This window comes from Erwinia sp. (assembly GCF_049696395.1).
GTDB lineage: Bacteria > Pseudomonadota > Gammaproteobacteria > Enterobacterales > Enterobacteriaceae > Erwinia.
The window spans coordinates 1-24147 of record NZ_JBAVTT010000055.1 but is presented as its reverse complement, the minus strand read 5'-3'; the positions used below and the strand labels follow the sequence as shown (position 1 = coordinate 24147).

The following is a 24147-nucleotide window of genomic DNA, read 5'->3' as shown; positions in this document are numbered from 1 at the left end:
CGTCCGGCAGGTAACGGCCCCGGTCTCCGGTTTTATAAAGGCGGGCATTTTCACCGCGGCTGCGTTCGGCGTCACTGCGAAACGGATTGGCAATAAACGCATCCGCTGTCGCCTGCGGATTATTCAGATAGCCGCGCCCAACGCCAGCACCCCCGATATACAGCTCGCCAATCGCACCTTGTGGGACGGGGCGCAGCTGTTCGTCGAGCATATACAGCTGGGTATTACTGATTGGCCGGCCGATGGGAACAGTGTAATCAAACGCCTGTGTCGCCGTGTTGGTCAAATAGGCCGTAGCGTAAGTTGTCGTTTCCGTCGGCCCGTAAACATGTACCAACTTGACCTGAGGGTAAAGCGTTCTAAAACGATTAACATGGTTAACGGACACCTGCTCACCGCCGAACAGCAGGTAGTTCAACCGCTGCACCCCAGGCAGTTCAGCATCCACCAACGTATTAAAGAAGGCGGTCGTGGCAAAGAAATTGCTGATCTGACGATCGACAATAAGCTGAGAGAGACGGTCTAAGTCCAGGATATTTGGCTTATCGGCAATCACCAACGCGGCGCCATTTAACAACGCCCCAAAGATGTCATAAACGGAGGCATCAAACTGATAGCCTGAAATACCAAGAATGCGATCGTGTCCACCGATCTCAACATAGTTGGGATTAATCACCAATCGGTTCACACAGCGTTGCTCTATCAGAGTCCCTTTAGGATATCCCGTCGTGCCACTGGTATAAATGACATACGCCAGATCGTGGGGGCCGGTATTGCTGCATGGGTTATCTGTTGCACAGCGCGCCAAACGCGCGGTAGTTTCTGGTGCGTCAAGAGGGATAAGCATCGCACCGGGTGCCATCAGGCCTAACCTTTGTAAATCCTGCCGTTGGGAAAGCACCGCCTTTACCTTGGCATCCGCGATAATATAGCCATTGCGCTCATCGGGGGAATCCGGATCCATCGGCACATAGGCCGCGCCCGCTTTCAGTATGGCCAGAATGCCAATGACCAACTGCTCACTGCGTTCAAGATAGAGACCTACGAGATCGTTGGCGCGCAGCTGGCAACATTGCTGCAAATAATGCGCTAGCTGGTTCGCCTGTTGATTTAACTGTGCGTACGTTAACACCACGTCGTTAAATTCTACGGCGACGCTGTCTGGTGAGGCGGCCACGTGAGCTTCAAACAGCGTGGCGAGGGTTTTATCATGCTCGTAGGGCCTGCGGGTATCATTCCACTGGTGGATCATCGTTTGATACTGCGCCGCCTGTAGATAAGGCAACTCGGTTTGAGACTGAGAGGCATCCTGACCAATATTTTCTACCAACGTCCTCATCGTGTTCAGCAGCTGTTCGATCAGCACATCGTCAAACAGTTCATCGGCATAATGCAGGCTCAACGCCAGGTGCTGTTGTTCCAGCACGGTCACCACCAATGGATAATCTTGTTTCTCGTTAGCGCTGTCGAAACGTAGCCGTAAATCGCTATCGATATCCCCACTGGGCATCGGGTAGTTTTCGTAGACAAACAAAGAGTTAAACAGGCGTTTTCCTGCCGGTTGTAGCTGAGCCAGATTCACATGGCTGCGGGTATTCGCCTCGTTGATTGCGTCCTGCAGGTTTTGAATAGCCGTGAGGACCGACACAGAAGCCTGATGATCGACGATCAGCGGCAGTGTGTTGATCAGTAATCCGACAGTTTGATCCACGCCATCCACGGGCAGATTACGGCCTGAAACCACTGTGCCAACGATGCTGGCCGCATTGCCAGAATAAATGCTGAGCACTTTGTGCCAGCAATATTGCAATAGCGCATTAAGGGTTATCGCGTTCTCGGCAGTGAAAGATTTCAGCTGTTGGTAACACGGCTCATCAAACATCAGCCGCTGTGTTTTCGACGTTTTAATGTGCTTATATTCATTTAACTGAACGTGCTTCGCCTGCCCACACAGCAAGATATTTAAATCTTCGGGTTCATCCTGTGGTGCCAGATAGTCCCGCCAGTACGGTAAATGATCGCTTTTGTGCGACTGTATATAACGCTGAACCTGGTGGAAACCATGGTCACCTTCCTGCTTCAACGTTTCACCACGCAACAACGCCAGATAGAATTTATGCACCGCTTCAATCAGCAGCGGGTTACTCCAGCCATCCATGATGGCGTGATGGCAGCTGAAAATGCAGCGGTAACGTTCATCCGCATTTTTGACCACATAGACACGGAAGAGCCCGCTGATCGACAAATCGTAAGGCCGTGCTCGATCTTGGGCAGATAAATCAGAGAAGAAGGCTTGCTGTTGGTGCTCGCTTTTTCCGCTGAGATCAAAGAAATGCCAGTTCAGTGCAGCATGGGCATCAACAATCTGCACCAACTCTTCATCCCAATTAAACCGCAAACGGAGCGATGGATAATGCTGCTGCGCCTGCAACCACGCCTGCTTCAGACAAGCAATATCCAGCGCATTGTCATAGCCCCAGAACATCTGGGTATGGTAGGCATCGTCGACTTCACCCTGCGATAACGCGTGGTAAATAAAGCCTTCCTGCAAACTATTGGCCAGATAAACCGACTCCAGCTCGGTATCACGCTGCAGAGCGTCAAGTGTTGCTTGAGGTATTACCCCATCAATATCTCGCGCGGTCAGATAGGTGCGACTTTCCCCCATCAAGCGCTCAATAACACCTGCAATCGCCCACTGGTAACGGCTCGACAGGTTTTGCAATACGTCATCCGTCAGGTAACCGGAGAGGCGTATTCTCAGTTCCCCGCCAACTACACCACAGTTGACGCTGAGCAGATGCGCTTCGCCATTCTCATGCGCAACGGTTTGTCCGCTGTTTATAGGGCTGAAGCACCATCCCTCCTGCTGCACCTCATCAAAGCGCCCTAAATAGTTAAAGCTAACCGGTGGCAGTTGGTCGGCGTCATACCCCATCAGCGGCGCAAATCCAACGCACCGGCGCGGGATCCCGCCAACGGTCTCTTTGACGCTCACTATCCGTTGACGCCAGTCCCCCTCGCTGCTCAAGCGAACCGGGTACATAGTGGTCAACCAACCAACCGTACGATGGATATCGACGCTGGTATCGAGCGCTTCTCGGCCATGGCCTTCAAGCGTCAGGTACTGGGTAGGCAGCCCGGTAAACTCATTGAGGATCTCAACGAAGCTCGTTAACAGAAGATCGTTAACCTGGGTATTGAACACATGATGTACCCCACCCAACAGATGCTGCGTTAACGTTTTGTTTAACGATAACTCGCGTTGGCTCAACGATGGCGAGGTGAAAAGCGGCGCTATCCGTTGGCGATAGTTACCAAGGCCGCCAATAATAGTACGCCAATAAAGAGTTTCCTCATTGGCTCCCTGATGATTGGCATAATCCTGTACCAGGGCAGCCCACTGACGATAACTGGTGGGTTTATCACCTAAAATCTCAACGGGATCGATAATACCCGCCGTATTTGCTTCCAGCTCGCAATAAATCCTTTCCAGATCCTGTTTGATAATATGCCAACTTACCGCATCCATAATCAGGTGATGGAAAGCAAAATGTAGCTTCGTACGTGGCGCATTTTCGCTTGTTATATAGCCAATATGGCACAGCTTGCCGCTAAAGATATCAAACTCACTTTGCCACCGATCAAATAGCGCGATTTGTTGCTCGGCCCCCACGGGTTCATCAATAACCGACAGCGGTATTTCGCCGACTTCCGATTGGTAGTGCTGGCTGTAACCCCCGTTACCGTCACGTGTAAAGACCAGCCTCAGGACATCATGATAGGCAAATAACAGCGCCAGGCTCTTGTTAAGAATGCCAATATCCAACTGGGGAACATTCAGGACAAAGGATTGGTTCCAGTGCTGATAAGCAGAAAAAGTGCCCAGTTTGACCCGTTCGAAGAACCACTGCTGGATCGGCAGCAACTGCGCTGGGCCGCTCAACATCCCCGATTCGGAGAGAGGTTTGATGTGATGCTCATCGCCGTCCAGCACGATATTCCGGACAAGTAAACGAACGGTTTTGCAGTCGAAAATATCTTTTACGCTGACCGCCCCCTTTAGCCTTTGACGGATCATTCTCACCATCTGAATGGCGCTGATGCTATCGCCGCCCAGCTTAAAGAAATCGTCATTAATACCAACCTGACCCGGCGCCTGGCCTAATATCTCACTGTAGATCTGGCATAGCGCCATTTCCCTCTCATCGGCAGGAGCGACATAGTCATCCTGCCCGCTCAGATCGGGCAACGGTAATGCCTTCCGGTTTAATTTACCGTTAACCGTCATCGGGAACGCCGTTAAATGAACATAGGCCAGCGGGATCATATAGTCAGGCAAAGCATCCGCCAGGTGCCCAATGATCTGCTCTTTGTCCAAAGCAACATCTGCAACATAGTAAGCAACTAAAGTCAGCGCTCCCGTCGGGAGCTTATGTGCAATGACCGCCGATTGGATAATCTGCGGAATTTGCACCAGCTGCATTTCAATTTCGCTTAGTTCAATTCTGAAACCGCGGATCTTCAGTTGGGAGTCTCGCCTGCCGACATACTCAATGTTACCGTCGGCCAAGCGGCGGACAAGATCGCCGGTTTTATACAGCCGTGCCGCTTCATTACGCTGCTTTTGCTCGTCGTTCTGGAAGGGATTGGCGATAAAGGCGCGCTCGGTCTGCTGCGGATCATTCAGATAACCCCGGGCCAGGCCAACGCCACTGATATAAAGCTCACCGATAACACCGACGGGGACAGGTGCCAAGTGCTCATCTAAAAAATGCACATCAAGATTCAGCAGCGGCAGGCCGATATTGAGGTTGCTATCGCCATTTTCGTAATAGTGTAACGTTGCACAGACACTGCTTTCCGTCGGGCCATAGGCATTGATGACTGTGGTTCCCTGCGCACGATAACGTTGCATAACCTCACGATTACAAGGTTCACCAGCAACAACCAGAGTAGAGAGCGCTAACAGGGAGTTTTTATCCAATAATGCCGGGGGAATGGTAGCAATATCAATGCTGGCATCGGCAATATATGCCGCTAACGCATCTAAATCCTTGCGCTTATTTTCCGGCAAAATATGTATCACATGGCCATTGGCAATCGCCGTAAAGAGTTCAGAGACATGAGCATCAAAAACATAGGCGGCATACCAAAGACATTGCTTTACCGACTCCTCGCCAGGTGCCATGCCAAACGCTTCGCCCTGAACCCGCGCCAGATTGATTAATCCCGCATGTTCAATCATGACGCCTTTTGGCTTACCTGTCGTGCCGCTGGTATAAATAATATAGGCTAACTGCTGCAAACTTATGGCGATATCAAGGTTCTCTGGCTGCTGCTGAGCAACCAGATCGCGTTGAAACTGCGGGTTATCAACGGCAATAATCGGCACCTGCGGTAGCTCTGCAATCTCATTCAAATAGCTCACGCTGGCGCTATCGCCCAAGATGGCTTTAGCTTGCGTGTCCTGCAGAATAAAACTTAACCTGTTCCCGGCCTCGCCAGGGTTAAGCGGAACATAGGCGGCACCAGTTTTGAGTATGGCAAGAATACATACGGGCATTGCTGCCGACTTTTCAAGGCACAGGGCGACGAAATCGCCGCTCTTAATCCGCAGTTCACACCTTAGGTAATCAGCCAGACGGTTGGCCTGCTGATTAAGCCGTTGATAGGAAAGTGTTTGATTGCCACAAACAACGGCGTTGCGGGTTGGGTAAGCCGCGGCCATACGCTCAAACTGTTCGACAATAGAATGTTGAGGGACTTTAGCGTCAGCGCATACATACTGGGTGTGTTGTGGCGGCTGCGCAATCAGCGTGATGGAATTGATTGGCGTGTCTACTTCACCAGCAAGCAGCTTTTCGAGCGTATTAATAAACAGATCTTTATAGAGCTCAATAAAATTCTCAACCAATGCGGCATCAAGGACGTTACTATCAAACCTGACGCGATAGTTGATACCACTCGCTAACACCTCCTGTTCAAACAGCAGTTCATTCACCAGGTCGATATGAAAGTCGTGATTGGCCGACTCATCCAAGACACCACTAAAATGGGTCTGATGATCGCGCAGGAAAGTTTGGGCAAAAGCGACATCCAGTACACCGGAGGCCTCACCACAAGCCAGGATCTCATGGACAGGTAAATATTTGGCTTTTGTCTGTTTTAATGATGTGTAATAACGATGAACACTGGCAATAACGCTACGGATCGTCGCATCATCCGCAAAGCGATAATCAATGGCCAAGGTATTGATATGCGCGCCATACAACAGCTCCTTACCTTCAGAGATCGCCACCGGGTAAGCGAGCGCAACGGCTTTTTGCCCTGACATTTTGTGTAACAGCAGCGCCATGACCATTTGCCCGAACAGGTAAGTGGTCAACTTATACTTACGCAGTAACAGCTTTATGCGTCGGCTGATATCTTCATCAAAACCAAACAGTAACTCGCCGATCTGACGCCGGGTTGCAGCGGTTGTAAGCTGGCGGCCCGTTTGTAAAAAGCGTAAATCAACGCCTTCAAGATCGCCCAGACGCTCGCGCCAAAAATCACGCATTTGTTCGCCTTTTTCTTGCAGAAGCGTGGCGAAATTATGACAAAGCTGCTGGTGCATAACCCCCTGTTCCTGCAGCGATGGCACCTGATAGTCGATGCCATTATAGCGTTTACGCCATTTGTCCCAGATCTCTTCGGTACTGATGCCATCGACAACAATATGATGAAAAATAAACAATGTACGGTATCGTTCTGCCCCAAGAGAAATCAAATGTATCCGTACCAGTGGGTCATTTCTTAAGTCAAAGGGGGCAGAAACTAACGAATAAATTTCTTCATCGGTTAACGGGGTGTCGTGATAGGTGACTAAATTGAAAACGGGCTCTCTCGGTACCCAAAAGGCCCCATCAGGTCCGTCATCAATGTTATGACGGGTAATAAAATGCTCGTTAAGCATTTGTTCAAAACTATCGTTATACTTTTTTTTGTCTATTTCACCGACAATAGTATTGTCGATCACTATATTGTAATCACTGCGATCGGTATCTTGTAGCCACTCATAATAAAAAATTGTCTGGTAGGGGGTGAGCGTTATTTTTTCCATATTATTTTCCATAATTATCTTACTCCTTGATATATATTTTAAATATTTTGGCTGGCTTGAGCCATCGCACGACCAACACCGTGAGTATCGACCCACAGCAATAGGTATCACCTGAACGTTATTGTGCCGAGGGTTCAGCAGTACTCGCGGATCAGGGTGAAATTATGGTTTGGCTGATTACTCCCGTGCCAATGCGTCAATCGGATCCAACCGCGCAACGCTGCGCGCAGGGAGATAACCGAACACGACACCAATACCTGTGGAACACAGGAATGCACTCAGCAGAGCCACCGGCGGGAAGTTGATCTGCCAACCCGGCATCGCCAACTGCACCAGCAAGCCAATGGTGAAAGACAGCACGATCCCTAAAACCCCCCCCACCAGGCAGACCAGCACCGCCTCAATCAGGAACTGTTGCAGGACGTCGCCGGAACGAGCGCCTACGGCCATGCGGATGCCGATTTCACGCGTTCTTTAGGTGACCGAAACCAGCATGATATTCATCACGCCAATACCCCCCCACCACCAACGAAATCACCGCCACCAGGATCGGAACAGTTGCAGTGTACGGGTGGTTTTCTCCGCCGTTTGCACCAGGCTATCCATGTTGTAGGTAAAGAAGTCTTTCTTGCCGTGGCGCAGCGTCAACAGCCGCGTCAGTTGCTGTTCTGCCTCCTGGCTGTTATAGCCATCGCGGATACGCAGGGTGATCGAATCGAAGTAGTCGTTGCCCATCAGGCGATTGGCCATCGTGGTATAAGGCACCCAGACGCTGAGCATCTTGTTGGCCGCCATCGCCCACCATGCCATCGACAGCGCCTCCCGGAAACGGTCGGCCATCTGCTGCCAGGACGCTGCTGCTGCCCACCGGACAGCTGGCTTGGCCGATAGGCGATACGTTCCCCTAACCCCAGGCGTTGCAGCAAGGCCGCCGCCCTGGCATGCCGGGCCGAGTTATTCATCCCAGCGTAAACAGCAGGCACCCCACGTTTTGCGCCGCACTCAAATGTGGCAGCAAATGATAACGCTGGAAGATAAAGCCGAAATGCTCGCGCCGCAACTGGGCTAATGCATCACCCTTTAGCGTGGCCACGTCCTGTCCGGCCACGCGGTAAATGCCGCTGTTGGGTTTGTCCAGACAGCCGAGAATGTTCATCAGCGTCGATTTACCGGAGCCGGAAGCCCCGATGATCGCCACCATCCCACCGGCATCTATCCGCAGGCTGACGCTTTTCAATACCTCCAGGGTTTTATCGCCGGATTGATAACTACGCCGGATATCACTCAGTTCCAACAGTGCAGCCATCAGCTGTCCTCCACGCCACCGCGGCTGACAATTACCGCTTCACCGGCTGCCAATCCACTGACAATTTGCACCTCCAGGTTGTTACGCATACCGATCGTCATCTCCCGCAGCTGCTCCTGGCCCTGTTGCAGCACCGCAACGTGGTCGGCGATCTGCTCCCCTAACGCTACCAGCGGAATAACCAGCGCATCGCTGGCGCCAGCCAGCTGAATATGCACCTGCGCGGTCATTTGCAGGCGCAGCAATCCCTGCGGATTGGGCTCATCAAAACGTGCGTAATAGAAAATGGCGTTATTGACCTTCTCTGGGGTGGGTTGGATGTCTTTCAGCACGCCCTCAAAGCGTTTGTTCGGATCGCCCAGCACGGTAAACCGGGCTTTCAGCCCTGGTTTGAGGTGGATCACGTCCGCCTCGGAAACCTGGGCCTTCACCAGCATGGTGCTCATGTCTGCCAACGTCAGAATGTTGGGGGCCTGCTGTACGGCGATCACCGTTTGGCCCTGAAAGGTGGTGATCTGCACCACATCACCGTCCATCGGCGCTTCAATGCGGGTATAGGCCAGATTGATCCTGGCGGTATCCAGGCTGGCCTGATTTTTGGCGATCTGCGCCCGGGTGTTTGCCACCTGCGCCTTTTTCACCGCCAGATCGGTGGTCAATTTATCCAGATCCTGGCGCGATAACGCCTGCACCTTGGCCAGTTCGCGGTTACGCTGCAAAGTGACCTCTGCCAGTTGCAGCTCCGCCTGCGCCTGTTGCAGCTGGGCTTGCAGTTGCTGTAGCGTGGCCTCGCCTTCGCGGATGCTATTTTGTGCCTGTTGGGGATCGATAATGCCGAGCAGTTGGCCTTTTTGCACCTTATCGCCAATCTCGACCTTCAGGCTCTCTAGCTGTCCGCTAACCTGAGCCCCCACATCAACCTTACGTACCGCATCCAGTTGGCCGGTCGCCAAAACGTTCTGTTGAAAATCACGCTGGGTAACCTTAACCGTTTTAAACTCCGCAGGCAGCGGTTGGCTGAAATGCCAACAGACCAGCATAGCAATCGCTACTAAAGCGCCTCCCCCTGGTAGCCTACACTTTGTTCGTCCTTTTAACATATGGATATTTTTCCCTAACTATTTCGTCTATTCCTACCAATTCAGTCAAAATTGTCCTGTACCTCAAACCGCAATTTGTTTTTCATTTTCCCTCACCTGCCGACTGATTATTTATCTAAACTCGTCGAGAGCATAGGGAATTAAGAATAAATTTTCAAGAATGGATTTTGAGAATCGCTAAGATCTGAAAATACGTCATGCGAAAAACGACACTTTCGATTCTCACAAACCACCGCTTTATTTACTCATCAATGCGTCTCAAATTTTCAGACCCATTAAACAATATTAGGCTGCCAGTGCAAGCCGTTGGTCCATATCCATTTCTCTACGGCCTAACGTGTTGGTATATCAACGGCGTTAGTCCACGCCAATCCTCCTCGGTCATTCGTTGGCGTCAGGCCGGATCAGAAAAAATATTCTGAATCAATAACATAATAATATATAATCCAGACTGATTTGCATCAGATGCTGTGACATCATCGACAATTCCTGCTCAGCTGTTCGGTTGATGGTAAATTCGCTATGCTCACCCTAAAAAATAAAATTATTGGCGCTTTTCCAGTTTTCCACAACGTTCAGACCAGCATTAATTTCGCAGCACAGAGACTCATCATGAAAATAACGGCAAAGGAAAATAGTCTTAATCGCCTTACCCAATTCAGCCAGTGCCTTATAGGTTGGATGTTGTGCATTGTTACGGGTGAAGCGCCGCAATATAGCCTCCGGTTCGGCCATGCCGACCCTGAGTGCTGCCGTATATTTGATTATCTCGTCGTACTGCTGTGAAATGAGTTCCCAGTCGATCCCCCGGGGTTAAAATCGGTGTCAAATGGGGGTACAAAGCAGCATCCTCTTTTCCGCACAAATTGAGTTTTTGCCTGGCAATACCTTTCAGGCGTGGCAGCAGGTCAAATCCCAACACATAGCTGAATGCAAAGGCCACCTCACTTTGACCATGGCTGTCAACATACTGGTCGTTGATTTCCATGTCAGTACAGTACCGCAGGATGCCTTCCATCATAGCGGCCACTTCGGATGAAGAGCAGCGCTGCAGTTGTGAATAAATACACGTTGAGTGCGTATCCACATGCCAGTAGGTCATCACGCCTCGTCCACCGTAACGTGCATTTTCCAGACTGGATTTACCGAGATCCATTTTGAGTTTACTGAGATTGCTGGCCGATGTTTTTTTGTCTCATTCGTATCATCAGTATAGAGCAAGTGGTTAATAGCAACTTTGCTGTCAATACTCAGCCGGTTGTAAATATCAGCTTGTAATAGTGCTTCATAATGACGAACGGCAGAGCGTATGGTCTTGTCGAGTTCATCGCTAGCTGGCGGTTCTATTCGCTGGGTACGATACCAGTCAAAAGCAACGTCCCGACCGTGACGAGCCTGAGGATCTAGCGGTAATGCCTCATGGCATAGCCAATGGAAAAGTTGTTTCAGATCTGCACCCGTAGAGGGTCGATATCCTAAAAAATCCTGAATTGTCCGTCGATGCCTTTGTCCCTCACGGGAACAGGGATCATATAAATCAATAGCGTTGATGGGAACAGATAATTGCTTGGCTAATACCTGAGTAATATCCGTATTGACTTGGATATTATTTCCAGGGAATCGACCCTTTAACTCTATAAAATTCAGTTGCATAGAAAAACCCAGGCGACCTGTATCAGTCATTCCTGGCAACAGAGCTAATTGCTCAGCATTTAATAGCCAAACATTACTCTGTTCGGCCTCTTCTCGCCAATCGTCCACAAAATCACTCCATTGCAGGTCTCATCATGAGGCACCATCATTGGCGATTTTATAATCACATATGAAAAATTTCAGTGATGAAGGGGCTTTGTTGAATAAATCGAACTTTTGGCCGTAGCCAGGATCAGATCACCACACTCCTGATTTCGGTGGCAGAAACGGCGATGTACCGTGTTAAAAAAATGTTCGGTGGGCATCTGACGCTGCGGGATTATAATGCGCAGGTTGGAGAAGCTATGGCCATGATCCGTGCCTTAAACAAAATGACGCGAGCAGGCTGTACGAATTGCCTGAGGAAATGACTGAAAGGGAGAGTTTTTACCTAAACCCGATTTATTCAAGAAAGCCGTAAAAACCATGAAGCGCATTCAGGATCTTAACCGGGGGTTAAAACCATCGAATAAGAAATAACTGCAGTAAATTAACGATTGCGGCTAGCGTGCTGCAGCGGCCTATGCTGGCAGGGTTTACTGGGAATATAACTGGCGCAAGCAGGGATGAGTCTCAAGGATGATTGAAATGAGCAAGCGAGAGCATTTTTAGCAGCAAAAGTAATGTGGCTGCCTCTATTCCCTCAATGTAGCTCCAACCTCACTGAACAAAACAACCGCTAACATGAGTCCCTGATATATTTTATTGCGGTTTTATGTCGGAGACATGAAGGATCTGATGCCCAGAGCAACAAGCAAACAGGCCCCATTTCGAAACGCTAGATCATACCAGCATCACACTAAACCATTAATTTGATTTAGATAATTACCCGCCACTTTTTTCTCTCAAAGCAAAAGTAATACACAAATGAAAATATTGCTCAGTGAGTCTTCAATCTGGTATAACTAACGACCGATTTTTTATATGAATTTACTGATGTGGTTAACGTCTCCTGTTTATCACTATAAATAACCAGAAACATGAAAGGCGAACATCATTTATATTCTAAACAAATCTACAAGGGTTTCATTTATAAAAATGAATGATGCGGCAGGATTTACTTCACTCTGTCAGTATCATCAAGTGACTTATTGAGTTAATGGTTTTTCTTGCATCATCACCAGATCCTCTTTAATTTTTATTTCATCGCTATAAAAATTAAAGAGCACCTTCAACAGAAGTGGAGTCACCTGCACCATGCCGAAGCAAAGAATCGTAAAATCTCCGGGTGAAGAACATCTTGCTTTTATGTGTCGAACGGCGTTCATCATTAGTTTAGTTGTCATCTGCGGATGGTGCGTTGCATTTTCCCTGCTGCATGAATGGAAATTGGCCTACTCAGATCTCATCCTGATTGTTGTTGCGGTTATTTGCTGGGTAATAACCGAAAAGAGTAATTTCTCAGTGGGGCTGATGCTCGCTCAACTGGTCCATATCATCTATGGCATCTATTTTTGTTTATTCTTTGATATACCAGGAATTGATAACCCCAGAACCACGCACTTATACTTTTTAACGATAGCTCTTGTAGGTTATATTAATTACCAAAGAAAGAATAGTTTGCCCCAGCTCATCATCATACTGTTTTGTCTGGCAACGTTCAGTCTATTTAGCTCAACCAATTTAGTCTTCTCTTTCGCAGAATCACTTCCTCATGAACTCAGGCATTTTTTACCCTGGGTTAACGGCGCCTTATCTACCGCTATTCTGGCTGGGGGCATCGTCGCCATGCACGCCGACTTCTCTCGCCGCAACGAAAAAATCCGTTCTATTCAGAATGCCATTTATAATAATGAATTCGTTATTTATTATCAGCCGCTGTTAAATTCTTTGGGGCATATTTCTGGCGCCGAAGCGCTTTTACGCTGGAATCATCCCAAGAAAGGGATGGTTCTCCCTGCGGAATTCATTCCGGATGCTCAGGGGGCAGGCCTGATGCCTTCAGTGGGAGACTGGGTCATCATTAATGCTTTCAGAGAATTAGCGGACTGGCGATTAGATCCTAAAACCAGCCAGCTTACGTTGTCCATCAATGTCACCGTTGACCATCTGATGAAAGCTGACTTTGTTCAAAGCCTGCTGAACCAGGCCAAAATCGCACAGATAACGCCCTCACTGGTCAAGATTGAGCTGACTGAAAGCGTGTTTGCTTCTGATATTGAAACGGTTGTGGCAAAAATGACCGCGCTGGCAAATGCCGGATTCAGGTTCTCGCTGGACGATTTCGGCACCGGTTTTTCATCATTAAGTTATTTGCGCCGCCTGCCACTTGAGCAGATAAAAATCGATCGAAGCTTTGTATTCGGGGCGAGAGAAAGTATGAAAGGCGCCGTGATCGCCAGAAACATCGCACGTATGGGACTGGATCTTAAACTCGAGGTGTTAGCTGAAGGGATTGAAACCCCGGAACAGTGGTCGTTGATGAAGAGTTTTGGTTGCACCGCTTTTCAAGGTTTTTACTTCTCCCGGCCTTTAAGCATTGCTGATTTTCGGGACTTTACCCTTAAAAATACCCTAAATAGCGCCCCCGCCACGTAAGCCAGAGCATTACGGCAACCTCCACGACGTCAGATGCCGCTGAAGCAAAAATTTCTGCACAGGCTGCCGCCGTTGGCGCTTCTTACAAGATTACCGAAGCCACCTTTAACAATGGCGTGCACATGACGGCAGGCCATACCAGCCTTTTAGCCGGAATTTCAGAGGCCGGGCAGTTAACTGCCTGGGCTCTGGAACCCCTAATCTACCATAACGAAGATATTATCTGTTGTTTATCATATAGATGGATCACCATCTGCATGTCACCACCGTCCAGGCCAACCTGCCTGCTGCCGTTAACTGAAAGATCCCTGCAGTCTGTTAACGGCGGAGTCATTACCGTTGAGGGTACCGGTTACGGGCTGTAGATTATTCCCCGCAGTCTCTCTATGATGTGAAGGCTTCCCACACGCATGTTGGGACTTATCAATCAGTTAGGGGTTTTGGCGGGATGACAACTTTACATGACCTGGATTTGCGACAGCTGGAAGCTTTTGCCACCGTCATCTCCGCTGGCAGCGTGACCGCCGCGGCGAAAGCTTTGGATCGCTCACAATCCTCGGTTTCTCGTCTGATTCAGGAACTGGAACAGTCGCTGGGGTATCCGCTCTTTATCCGTAACGGCCCACGCATTCATCCCACTGAAGAAGCGCTTCAACTGCATCAGTACGTGCAAAAAGCATTGTTGTCGCTACAACAAATCCGTCTGCGGGCGAATGAAATTGGTCATCAGCAACATCGTCCACTCAGTATTGCCGCCACACCAGCCCTAGCCGCTGGTTTATTGCCTCAGGCGCTGGCCTTACTGGGATTACAAAATAAAGTGCAGATTGTCAGTCAGTCTGCGGAACAGACGGCGCATGCGGTGATCACTGCCGAAGCAGATCTCGGTCTTTGCAGTCTTCCGCTTGAGCATCATGCCGTGGACCTGCACTGGATTGGGCAATCACGTTGCGTGGTCGCGCTGCCCGAAAACGACCCGTTAGCCTCGGAAGAGTTGATTGCGATTGCCAGTCTGGCCGGACGACGGATGATTGTTCCCTGGAGCCCTTTACGCCTGCGCGGACGTTTCGAAAAAGCGTTGAAAAAGCTCAAGGTTCCGCCTCAGGAAACCATTGAGACAAACTCCTCCGCCAATATTCTTGCCTGTGTGCGTGCCGGCCTTGGCGTGGCTATTCTGGAGCCGGTCACCGCCTGGGGAATGCCGCTGGAAGGTGTCGCTATCCGATCGCTAGAAGAAGAGATCCCCTATTTTTTTGGCGTGATCACTCCGCAAGGTCGCCAACTTTCTGCTGCGGCCCACTCGCTGGTTGAAGCACTGGAACAAGCTGCCACAGACTTGCTTCCAGCCTTCCAGCGTCTGCCTGCCTCAGAACATCAGCGAGTGATGAAGTTGATTAACAACGACTAATCCAGTCCACCCTCCCTTCTCTTAATCTCTACTCGCTGACGCGGCCAGGCCTTTTCACTGCCGCTGAATGCGGCATATGCTTTTTTCAGCATAAGATATAAGAATTTCATTGGTTAATAAGTAATCGCTCTGCTTGACTCCCCTTCAGGGTCAGTGGATTATGCGAAAACTGACTTTTTACTATGCGCCATTGAGATAATGAAAGCCAAATCATGCACCAGGCAGATAATAAGGTTATCGGTTTGCTGGTGCTGTTCATGCCGGACGTTATCCTCGCCAGGCCTTTACCGCAGCACTTGTGACCGACTGAGTTGAGCACAAGCCAGGGAACATTATGATGACGACGCCTGCTGTTTCGCCACTGCCCATCGGCCTTCCTGCGCTGGAAGCCCAACTCAAGCAAGATCTTGAGTTCCTTGAGCTGCCTGCAAAACCCTGGGTTCCTCAGCACCTGCATCAGGGCGAAGCCGTCCGCGATGTTGTCGTCATTGGCGCTGGCATGTGCGGACTGGCCGCTACGGCAAAGCTGCTGCTAACCGGCATCGATAATGTCGTGGCTTATGATGCCGCCCCGGCAGGTCTGGAGGGACCCTGGATTACTTTCGCACGCATGGAAACTCTGCGATCCCCGAAAACGCTCCACGGCCCGGCACTGGGCCTGCCTCAGCTGACGTTCCGCGCCTGGTTCACCGCCCAATGGGGGCCACAGGCCTGGCAGGAGCTGGATAAAATTCCTAAAGGCCAGTGGATGGAGTACCTGGTCTGGTACCGCAATGTGCTCAATCTGCCGGTGCAAAACAATGTTCGCATGACCGGGATCTCGCAGGTTGGCGAGCTGATAGCGCTGGATGTGGAAGGGGCAGAAACAGGCCGTGTGCTTACCCGCCGTCTGGTTTTGGCTACGGGTCGTTCCGGGTTGGGTGGCTTCGCCGTTCCTGATTTCCTTAAAGGGATCGATCAGGCTTACTGGGCACACTCGGCAGACGAGATTGATTTTAAAGCCCTGCAAGGCAAACGCCTGGCGGTGATTGGCGCTGGCGCTTCTTCTATGGATAACGCGGCAACAGCGCTTGAGGCTGGTGCCGGTTCTGTAGAAATGCTTATCCGCCGGAAAGAGATGCCGCGCATCAATAAAATGACCGGCATCGGCAGCCAGGGCGTGGTGCACGGTATGCATCAATTACCTGATGCCTGGAAGTGGAAGTTCGTCGACTACACCGCCTCTACCCAGACACCGCCGCCACGCTCTTCAACTCTGCGTGTCTCTCGTCATCCTAATGCCCGCTTCCTGCTGAACTGCGGCATCGTGGCGGTAAAAGAACAGGCTGATGGCCTGTTGATTGAAACCACTCAGGGTCCAAGACAGGTCGATTTCTTGATCGCGGCCACCGGCTTTTCCAATGACTTTAACGGACGCCCGGAATTTTCCGCGCTGGCTTCGCATATCCGTAACTGGTCAGACGGCCGTTATCAGCCAGAGATGGGACCAGCACGACAGAATATGCTGGAAGCGCCTGATCTGGGCCCGTCCTTTGAATTCCGTGAGCGTGTTGCGGGCACCTGCCCGATGCTGGCTCATATCCACTGCTTTAATGATGCGGCGATGCTGACGCACGGTAAGGTCTCCGGAGATATTCCGGCGGTCAGTGCCGGTGCCGATCGCCTGGTTCGCGGCATCACCGCCTCGCTGTTTGCAGAAGATGTTGAAGCCCACTTTGCCAGTATGGTGGCTTACAACATCCCGGAACTGCAGGGTGACGAATGGGTTGATTCAACCCCCTTGCTACATCAGGAGAACAAGTTGTGATCGACGCAATTGATAAAGCTGCCGGGCTCTCACCGGACGACGAGTTGTTCAACGCACGCCGCTTTCGCCCGGAATTTGTAGAAGGCGCAGAACTCTGCCGCCTCTCCGTTTTACAGCCAGAAGACGATCAGGGCCTTGAGCAGGCTTTGCGCCTGGCACTGGCCCGCCGAATGGCAGCGCTTAATTCTGCCGAGGAATTGATCGTCGACTATGAAACGCAACTGGCAAAGCTTACGCCTTCAGCACAGCTGCTGAAATTGGCCAGGGGTGAAACGGATTTAGAGGAGCCATTGGCTACGATTGTCCGTCATGCGGATCTCATTACGCTTACGCCTGCTCATGCAGAAGCCAACGACATCACGCGGCTGGAGCAGGCCGGTTTGAACAACGCACAAATCGTTGCGCTTTCGGAACTGATCGCCTTTGTTAACTTTCAGACGCGCGTTGCCGCTGGCCTGCGCCTGATGAGGTCCGCATGATCCCACTCGTCACCCTGAAACCTTTGGCCTGGCATCCTTATATCGCGCCAGTAGAAGTGGCGGACGCAACGCCGGCCCAGCTTGATGCGATGAAGGTCACGCCTTCTAACAAGAAGATTTCGGAATACGTGCGCACGCTGGCTCACGATCCGGAAAGCTATGTTGCCCGCACCCTGTTGTTTAACGCGATTATGTATGTTGAAGGTGGGCTGAACCGCCCCGATCGCGAGCTGGGTGCCCTTGGCGCTTCAATAGTGAATGGGTGCAAGTATTGCGCCGTGGTCCATGCTCGCCGCCATGCTCAGCTGACGAAAAGCGATAAGCTGGTCAGCGCGCTCTATTTTGAAAAACCTGACATGCTGGGCCCGCGTGATGCCGCCATTTATCACTTCGCCCGTCGGTTATCTGCCGCACCTTCTGAAGCGACGGTGGACGACATCGCCTCATTGCGATCTGCAGGCCTGGAAGAAGTCGAAATCATCGACCTGATCCACGCTATTTCAATCTTTGGCTGGGCTAACCGCCTGATGCATGTGCTTGGCCACGCCACGCCTGGGAAATAAAGAGGACTACCAACATGCTTGAACTCAACGATCTTAAGCTGTCTTACGGCAGTTCTCCCATCCTGAAAGGCGTGAATCTTTCGGTAAAACGCGGGGACGTGGTGTCCATTATCGGCCCAAGCGGCACCGGTAAAACCACGTTGCTGAGGTGCATTAACTATCTGGCTAAGCCCAACGCCGGTTTGATCACCTTCGACCAAATCCAGATGGATTATCAGTCGCCAGATAAACAAGCTATTCAGGCGATCCGCCTGCGAACGGCGATGGTCTTCCAGCAGTTCAACGTCTTTAAAAACATGACCGTACTGCAAAACGTGATGGATCCTTTGGTGGTCGTCCAGCGCAAATCGAAAGAAGAAGCGCGGGATATCGCCATGGAAGAGTTGAAGCGGGTCGGCCTCTCTGCCAAACAGGATCACTATCCTTCCCAGCTTTCGGGTGGGCAGTTGCAGCGAACCGGCATCGCACGCGCATTGGCGGTAAAACCCGATGTGATCCTTTTTGATGAACCGACTTCGTCCCTGGATCCTGAATTGGTCGGCGAAGTGCTGAAAGTGATTCAGGACGTGACCTCGTCTGGGATCACCTCTCTGTTGGTCACGCACGAAATGCAGTTTGCGAAGAGTATTTCTAACCGAATCGTCTTTATGGATCAGGGTGTTGTAGCCGCTGAAGGCACGCCGACGGAGATTTTCGATACGCCGTCCCTTCCGCGACTCGCCCAGTTCCTGAATTCTGAACACGCACTCTACTAATAAAAGGAATAAAGACATGCCTGCAATTACGACCACTTTACGTCGCCTGGCCGTGCTCGGCGGTGTGACCCTGGCGCTTGCTTCCGCCGGGATCAGCTTCGCCGCTTCCGCTGATACCGCAGTGCGAACCATCAAAATCGCTACCGCTGCAGAATCTAAGCCGCTTTCCTGGGGCGCGATTGGCGTAGAGCCAGAAGGCTATGAGCCTGACGTGCTGAAAGCCATCAATGCCAAACTGCCACAGTATAAATTTGTCATGACCGGCGCGGCAGACATTGCCCAGGAAACCGGTCTGGCTACCGGCAAATACGACATGGCAACCGGCGGCTTCTACAAAGCCCCAGCCCGCAGCAAACAGTTTATGATCCCGGACAGCCCAATGGGCGCCAGTCTGATGAAGATCTACAGCCGTTCAGACAGCAACATCAACAGCCTCAAAGATCTGGTTGGCAAGAACATCGTGCCGGTGACTGCTGGCGGCGGCGTCTATAAATTTGTCACCCAGTGGCAGCAAGAAAATCCAAATGACAAAGTGAAGATTAAAGCTTCGAGCGCCGGTATTCCCTATCCGGACCGCCTGAAGGAAGTGCAGAACGGCAAGTATGATGCGTTGATCCTGCCTTCAAACCTGGGTGAGCAGACCGTTATTGATAATCAGAAACTGGCAATCAAAGCCAGCGAGCCGGTTTCCATTAACAACACCTATGTGTTGATCCACCGCTCGGCTGAAAATCAGGCGCTGAACGATGACATCAATAAAGCGCTGAAAGAGCTGAAAGACGACGGCACGCTGGACAAGCTTTCACAGAAATGGTTTGGCGAAGACGTCGTCAAATACATGAAGTAACGCTGTTCTTATTTTGTCGCCGACGGGCAAAGCTGCACCCAGGAGTGTTTCAACGTGAATCTTTCAACCATGATCCCCGAGCTGCTCTCGGCTTTGCCGCTGACGTTAGCGATTATGTTTGTCGCCCTGATCGCCGGATTCTTTCTGGCGATAGTGGCCACAACCTTGCGCGTGCGCAGGATACCGGTGCTCAGCCAGCTGGCCGATCTCTATGTTTCCTATGCCCGCAGTGTTCCCGTCGTGCTGCAACTGTTTGTCGCCTTTTATGGGCTGCCGTTGGTGGCCAGCGAGTTTGGCATGGAAGATTTTATCACTGCCAACATCGCTTCCATGGTGGGGTTAAGCTTCTATCACGGTGGGTATCTGTCTGAAGTGATGCGCCCTGCTTACCTCGCGGTAGAAAGGGGTCAGCATGATGCGGCGGACAGCATGGGGTATACCTTCCGCCAGAAGCTGACGCGCATTATTGGCCCGCAGGCCGTGCACATTGCCTTGCCGGGTTACGGTAATTCGATCATTTATCTGATCCACAATGTGGCGCTGGTGATGTACATCGGTGCGGCAGATGTGATGGCTACGGCTCACCTGATTATGGAGCGGGATTACAACCAGTATCAGTTCGGCACTTATCTGGTGTTGGCGGTTATCTATTCCCTGCTGTGCCTGGCAGCCTGGCTCATCGTGCGCTTCTTTGAAATTCGTCATGCGAAGTACACTTCGAAAAATGCGGCGACGAAGATAAAGTTCACGGCAAGCGTCTGACAGAATAAGGACTCAGAATATGTTTGATATTGATGTGCTGCTGCCGGACTTCTGGAGCATTATGGATGCCGTGCCGGTCACACTGGCAATGGCGTTAACTATCTTCGTGATCTCGACGCTGCTTGGTGGCTTACTGGCATTCATTGAACACAAGAAGATCCCGGTGCTTCGTCAACTGGTGGTGTTGTACAAAATCACCTTCAAAGGTATCCCGATGGTGGTGGTGATTTTCCTCGCCTATTACGGTTTGCCTTTGGCGCTGGAGTCGGTGAGTTCGCTGCTTAGGGTGAAAATTAACGCTCATGCCATGCCGAACTGGGCGATCATTATCGTCGCGCTGACGGCTTGTGTGGCTGCATTCCAGGCCGAAGTGGTGAAAGGTGCGTTGAATTCCTTCGACAGTGGTCAGTCAGATGCGGCTCATTCGCTGGGTTACAGCAATGGCCAACTGTTCCGTCGGGTTCTGTTTCCGCAAATTATCGTGGCTGCCATCCCGGATTTGGCGAACTCGTTTATGGTGATCATGAAGGCGCTGTCACTGGCCTTCGCTATTGAAGTGGTGGATATCTTTGCCCAGGCTCAGCTGACTGCCGCACTGAACTTCTACTACCTCGAAGCGTTCCTGATTGCGGTAGTGTTCTATATGGTGATTGCCTACGTCGTGACAAAAGTCGCTGACAAGATCGAAGCTGCGCTGCGGGTTCGCACCTGAGGAACCGCGTTTTAGCAAGATTCTTTGCTACTGAAACCAGCCTTCGGGCTGGTTTCGCAAGGTCAGTAAGCCATCCCCGGTTTAGCGTTGTATTACCCTAAGAAACTCAGTCATTTTTGCCCCTGCATTAGGCCAGGCAGACTTTGCCTGGCTATCGGGTTACGCATGAAAATGACATCATTTACAGTCTGGCGGCTGTCGCATCAACACCCATCGCCAGCCGGCTTTCTTTTCCACCCGGCTCGCTTTTTTACGTTCACCGCGCATTTTTGCAGAAGTCCTGCGTGAGGCGACAGTTAAATCAACCTGCTGCACTTTAATCTGTAAACGTAATCTTCCTGTGCCACCACTCCGTACTTTCCTGCTCAAACAGTCAATCCTCGTTTTATGGCGCAGAATATAGAACATCTGAAAAGTCGCCCGTCGTTCGGTAATAGCAAATGCATCAGAGATTTGTTGCCGATCACTCCAGCCGTTCTGATGAAGGCACCATAACGCTATCAGCAGATACAGAGGTTTATCAGCATATTCCTCCAGAAGCTCCGGGACCCGTGCACTGTCATGATTACGCTGTGCCACTATTTTGCGTAGCGGAGGCTTAACACTTTTTCCTTTTTCTTCCACATCCATTTCCTCTCTTCCTTGATAAAAAATCCCCACCTCGAAATACGCTGAGGCAGGTGGCTGATGGTAAAGATCCCAGGCTAGCCCTCCAGCCACCACCAGGCGGCTTCGAACGGTCTTAACGTACGATGGGCTCCGGGTCTCTCGGCTGTATCGGGGTAATTACTCAGCAGCAGATGCCAGTTAGCCAGCAAAGAGATCTCTTCTGCATGCCAGTCTCGCGGCTCATGACTCAGATTGGCGACCACCAACAGGCATTGGCCCTGCCAGCTGCGCTGATAGCACCACAGAGCTGGATGGCCTGCCGAAAGTTCCTGGTAATCACCACTGGTCAGTAAGACCAGTTGTTTACGCAATAAGATCAGTTGACGATAGGTGTGGAAAACCGAATCTGCCGCTTCCAGCGCTTGTTCAGCATTCACTGACAGGAAGTTTTCGGCGCAGTTTATCCACGGAGTGCCGCTGGTGAATCCGGCATTGGCTGAGCCATTCCACTGCATCGGGGTGCGGGCGTTGTCGCGAGATTTACTGCCGAGGATAGCTAACAGCTCCGCCTCGCTGCGGCCTTTAGCGGTGAGTTCGGCAAAGATATTCAGGCTTTCCACATCGCGGTATTGCGCAATCTGAGTGAAGCCTGGATTGGTCATGCCCAGCTCTTCACCCTGATAGATATACGGCGTTCCCTGCATCCCATGTAGCACCATTGCCAGCATTTTCGCGGCAGGAATGCGCCATTCTCCCTCATCGCCAAAGCGTGAAACGCTGCGCGGCTGATCGTGATTACACCAGAACAACGCATTCCACGCGCGGTTATGCATCCCCTGCTGCCAGTAGTTAAAGAGGCGTTTGAGTTCAACGAAATCCGCAGCTGCCAGCGTCCATTTCTCCCCGTTTTGATAGTCAACTTTCAGGTGGTGAAAGTTGAAGGTCATCGAGAGTTCACTGCCGTCGTTCGCCGCATATCGCTGACAGTTCTCCAGCGTGGTGGAAGACATTTCGCCTACGGTCATCAGCCCGAGAGGTTGAAAAACGTCCTGACTCATCTCCTGCATATACTGATGAATTAATGGCCCGTCGGTGTAAAAACGCCGTCCATCCCCACCGAGGTCATCAGGCAGGCCAGACTGCCTGGAGACCAGATTAATCACATCCAGTCGCAAGCCATCCACGCCTCTGTTTGCCCAGAAGCGGCAAATTTGCTTCAGCTCTTCACGCACCGGAGGATGCTCCCAGTTCAGATCCGCCTGCTGTGGGTCGAAAAGGTGCAGGTAATATTCACCAGAGTCATGCCATTGCCAGGCCGGGCCACCAAATTTGGATCGCCAGTTATTTGGCAGCCGCTCACCTCGTCCCTCGCGCCAGACATAATAGTGTCGGTAAGGACTCCGCTGGTCGGAAGCGGCCTGAAACCACGCATGCTCCGTAGACGTGTGGTTAAACACCATATCCATCACCACCCGGATCTGCCTTTGGTGTGCTTCCCTGACCAGTCTGTCGAAGTCGGCCAGCGTACCGTAAGCGGGATCGATGGCGCAGTAATCTGCCACGTCATAGCCATTATCAACCTGAGGCGACACATACACTGGCGTCAGCCAGATCGCCGCAACACCTAATGTCTGCAAGTAATCCAGCCGCTGGATCACGCCATTGAGATCGCCGTAGCCATCGCCGGTGCTGTCCTGAAAACTCTTCGGGTAGATTTGATAAATAACGCCGTTCTGCCACCAGGGAATAAGATTGCTCATCAGAAGTCCTTTTTGATGCGAATAACAGGGCGGGCCGGGTTTCAGTGAAGATCAACATTAAACCGGCAATTCACCCCGGCGCTGTTTGCGTTTGTAGACCAGCAGCGTTAGCAACAATGGCAGGACGACAGCGATCAAAATAGCCAGTGAATAGATCGGCCAGAACTGGGGTTTGATCGACAGGATCCCTGGTAATCCCCCTACGCCGATCCCGTTAGCCAGCACGCCATTAAAGCCACACATCAGGCCAGCCACCGCCGAACCGATCATCGCGCACAGCATCGGGAAGCGGTATTTCAGGTTGATGCCGTACATCGCGGGTTCAGTCACGCCGAGGTAAGCAGAAATAGCGGCCGGAACGGCGATTTCGCGCTCGCCAGCTTTGCGGCTGATAAGGATGATTGCCAGCACTGCGGAGGCCTGAGCAATATTAGACAGGGCAATTAGCGGCCATAACGGCGTGCTTCCCGTGCTTTGGATCATCTGCATATCGATGGCGAGCGTGGTCTGATGGATGCCAGTAATCACCAGCGGCGCGTAGAGGAAACCGAACAGCGTTGCCCCAATCGGTGCCAGACTTCCGGTCATCACGAATTTGACTACCCAGGCTACGCCATCACCGATCGCTCGGCCAAAGGGCCCAATCAACGCATGGGCCAGCAACACCGCCAACAGCAGAGATAACAGCGGCACCAACACCAGAT

The 24147-nt window shown here is 51.3% G+C and carries 15 protein-coding genes and 4 pseudogenes; 11 read left to right on the top strand and 8 right to left on the bottom strand.

The genetic code is table 11. The annotated features are described in order from the left end of the window. The 5 genes and pseudogenes from WCC56_RS07700 to WCC56_RS07680 all read right to left on the bottom strand — a co-directional run. On the bottom strand, positions 1-7105 hold a 7105-nt coding region (locus WCC56_RS07700; protein WP_424691809.1), incomplete at its 3' end, for an amino acid adenylation domain-containing protein. Positions 7106-7282: 177 nt separating this feature from the next. Next, positions 7283-8411, bottom strand: a pseudogene (locus WCC56_RS07695) (ATP-binding cassette domain-containing protein). Further along, positions 8411-9451 carry a macrolide transporter subunit MacA gene (gene macA, locus WCC56_RS07690; protein WP_424691808.1) on the bottom strand — a complete coding sequence of 347 codons (1041 nt, stop codon included), beginning with the start codon at positions 9449-9451 and terminating at the stop codon, positions 8411-8413. The pseudogene WCC56_RS07695 and the gene macA overlap by 1 nt, the downstream one beginning before the upstream one ends. Before the next feature lie 345 nt (positions 9452-9796). Beyond that, a pseudogene (locus WCC56_RS07685) lies at positions 9797-10640 on the bottom strand (Tn3 family transposase); the annotation flags it as partial. Further along, positions 10613-11272, bottom strand: a complete 660-nt coding sequence (locus WCC56_RS07680; RefSeq protein WP_424691807.1) for a DUF4158 domain-containing protein — start codon at positions 11270-11272, stop codon at positions 10613-10615. The gene WCC56_RS07680 and the pseudogene WCC56_RS07685, both read right to left, overlap by 28 nt. Before the next feature lie 146 nt (positions 11273-11418). Between WCC56_RS07680 and WCC56_RS07675 the strand changes: the two are divergent. The 11 genes and pseudogenes from WCC56_RS07675 to WCC56_RS07625 all read left to right on the top strand — a co-directional run. After that, positions 11419-11574, top strand: a pseudogene (locus tag WCC56_RS07675) (IS5/IS1182 family transposase); the annotation flags it as partial. Positions 11575-12400: 826 nt separating this feature from the next. Then, positions 12401-13741: a putative bifunctional diguanylate cyclase/phosphodiesterase gene (locus WCC56_RS07670; RefSeq protein WP_424691806.1), complete on the top strand. Its 1341-nt coding sequence runs from the start codon at positions 12401-12403 to the stop codon at positions 13739-13741. Further along, positions 13741-13872 (top strand): annotated as a pseudogene (locus WCC56_RS07665) (DUF1471 domain-containing protein); the annotation flags it as partial. The gene WCC56_RS07670 and the pseudogene WCC56_RS07665, both read left to right, overlap by 1 nt. Before the next feature lie 317 nt (positions 13873-14189). Beyond that, entirely contained in the window at positions 14190-15149 is a 960-nt protein-coding gene (locus WCC56_RS07660) for a LysR family transcriptional regulator (RefSeq protein ID WP_424691805.1), read from the top strand. 337 nt (positions 15150-15486) lie between these two features. Then, complete coding sequence (locus WCC56_RS07655) at positions 15487-16956, top strand: NAD(P)-binding domain-containing protein (RefSeq protein ID WP_424691811.1); 1470 nt, start codon at positions 15487-15489, stop codon at positions 16954-16956. Next, on the top strand, positions 16953-17435 hold the full coding sequence (locus WCC56_RS07650) for a CMD domain-containing protein (protein ID WP_424691804.1): 483 nt from the start codon (positions 16953-16955) through the stop codon (positions 17433-17435). Before WCC56_RS07655 ends, WCC56_RS07650 begins: the two co-directional genes overlap by 4 nt. Next, positions 17432-17998: a peroxidase-related enzyme gene (locus WCC56_RS07645; protein WP_424691803.1), complete on the top strand. Its 567-nt coding sequence runs from the start codon at positions 17432-17434 to the stop codon at positions 17996-17998. Before WCC56_RS07650 ends, WCC56_RS07645 begins: the two co-directional genes overlap by 4 nt. A gap of 14 nt (positions 17999-18012) precedes the next feature. Then, entirely contained in the window at positions 18013-18753 is a 741-nt protein-coding gene (locus tag WCC56_RS07640) for an amino acid ABC transporter ATP-binding protein (protein WP_424691802.1), read from the top strand. A gap of 16 nt (positions 18754-18769) precedes the next feature. Beyond that, entirely contained in the window at positions 18770-19600 is an 831-nt protein-coding gene (locus WCC56_RS07635; RefSeq protein ID WP_424691801.1) for an amino acid ABC transporter substrate-binding protein, read from the top strand. A 69-nt stretch (positions 19601-19669) separates the two neighbouring features. Further along, positions 19670-20362, top strand: coding sequence for an amino acid ABC transporter permease (locus WCC56_RS07630; protein WP_424691810.1), 693 nt, complete (start codon positions 19670-19672; stop codon positions 20360-20362). Between the two features lie 19 nt (positions 20363-20381). Further along, the gene (locus WCC56_RS07625) at positions 20382-21074 is read left to right on the top strand and encodes an amino acid ABC transporter permease (protein WP_424691800.1); all 693 of its coding nucleotides are present in this window, start codon (positions 20382-20384) and stop codon (positions 21072-21074) included. 177 nt (positions 21075-21251) lie between these two features. On the opposite strand, the gene WCC56_RS07620 is transcribed toward WCC56_RS07625, so the two are convergent. From WCC56_RS07620 to WCC56_RS07610, 3 genes are all read right to left on the bottom strand, one after another. Further along, positions 21252-21704 carry a CaiF/GrlA family transcriptional regulator gene (locus WCC56_RS07620; protein WP_424691799.1) on the bottom strand — a complete coding sequence of 151 codons (453 nt, stop codon included), beginning with the start codon at positions 21702-21704 and terminating at the stop codon, positions 21252-21254. A 74-nt stretch (positions 21705-21778) separates the two neighbouring features. Beyond that, a complete protein-coding gene (gene treC, locus WCC56_RS07615) occupies positions 21779-23443 on the bottom strand; it encodes an alpha,alpha-phosphotrehalase (RefSeq protein ID WP_424691798.1) in 1665 nt (554 codons plus the stop codon). A gap of 57 nt (positions 23444-23500) precedes the next feature. Then, positions 23501-24147 (bottom strand): PTS transporter subunit EIIC (locus WCC56_RS07610; RefSeq protein WP_424691797.1); only part of this gene is annotated, 647 nt, incomplete at its 5' end.

What these genes read in the sequence shown, in the direction of transcription:
- treC (WP_424691798.1), bottom strand. Translation starts at nt 23,443, where the DNA reads ATGAGCAATCTTATTCCCTGGTGGCAGAACGGCGTTATTTATCAAATC.
- WCC56_RS07635 (WP_424691801.1), top strand. Translation starts at nt 18,770, where the DNA reads ATGCCTGCAATTACGACCACTTTACGTCGCCTGGCCGTGCTCGGCGGT.
- WCC56_RS07625 (WP_424691800.1), top strand. Translation starts at nt 20,382, where the DNA reads ATGTTTGATATTGATGTGCTGCTGCCGGACTTCTGGAGCATTATGGAT.
- WCC56_RS07670 (WP_424691806.1), top strand. Translation starts at nt 12,401, where the DNA reads ATGCCGAAGCAAAGAATCGTAAAATCTCCGGGTGAAGAACATCTTGCT.
- WCC56_RS07655 (WP_424691811.1), top strand. Translation starts at nt 15,487, where the DNA reads ATGACGACGCCTGCTGTTTCGCCACTGCCCATCGGCCTTCCTGCGCTG.
- WCC56_RS07620 (WP_424691799.1), bottom strand. Translation starts at nt 21,704, where the DNA reads ATGGATGTGGAAGAAAAAGGAAAAAGTGTTAAGCCTCCGCTACGCAAA.
- WCC56_RS07640 (WP_424691802.1), top strand. Translation starts at nt 18,013, where the DNA reads ATGCTTGAACTCAACGATCTTAAGCTGTCTTACGGCAGTTCTCCCATC.
- macA (WP_424691808.1), bottom strand. Translation starts at nt 9,451, where the DNA reads ATGCTGGTCTGTTGGCATTTCAGCCAACCGCTGCCTGCGGAGTTTAAA.
- WCC56_RS07645 (WP_424691803.1), top strand. Translation starts at nt 17,432, where the DNA reads ATGATCCCACTCGTCACCCTGAAACCTTTGGCCTGGCATCCTTATATC.
- WCC56_RS07660 (WP_424691805.1), top strand. Translation starts at nt 14,190, where the DNA reads ATGACAACTTTACATGACCTGGATTTGCGACAGCTGGAAGCTTTTGCC.
- WCC56_RS07630 (WP_424691810.1), top strand. Translation starts at nt 19,670, where the DNA reads ATGATCCCCGAGCTGCTCTCGGCTTTGCCGCTGACGTTAGCGATTATG.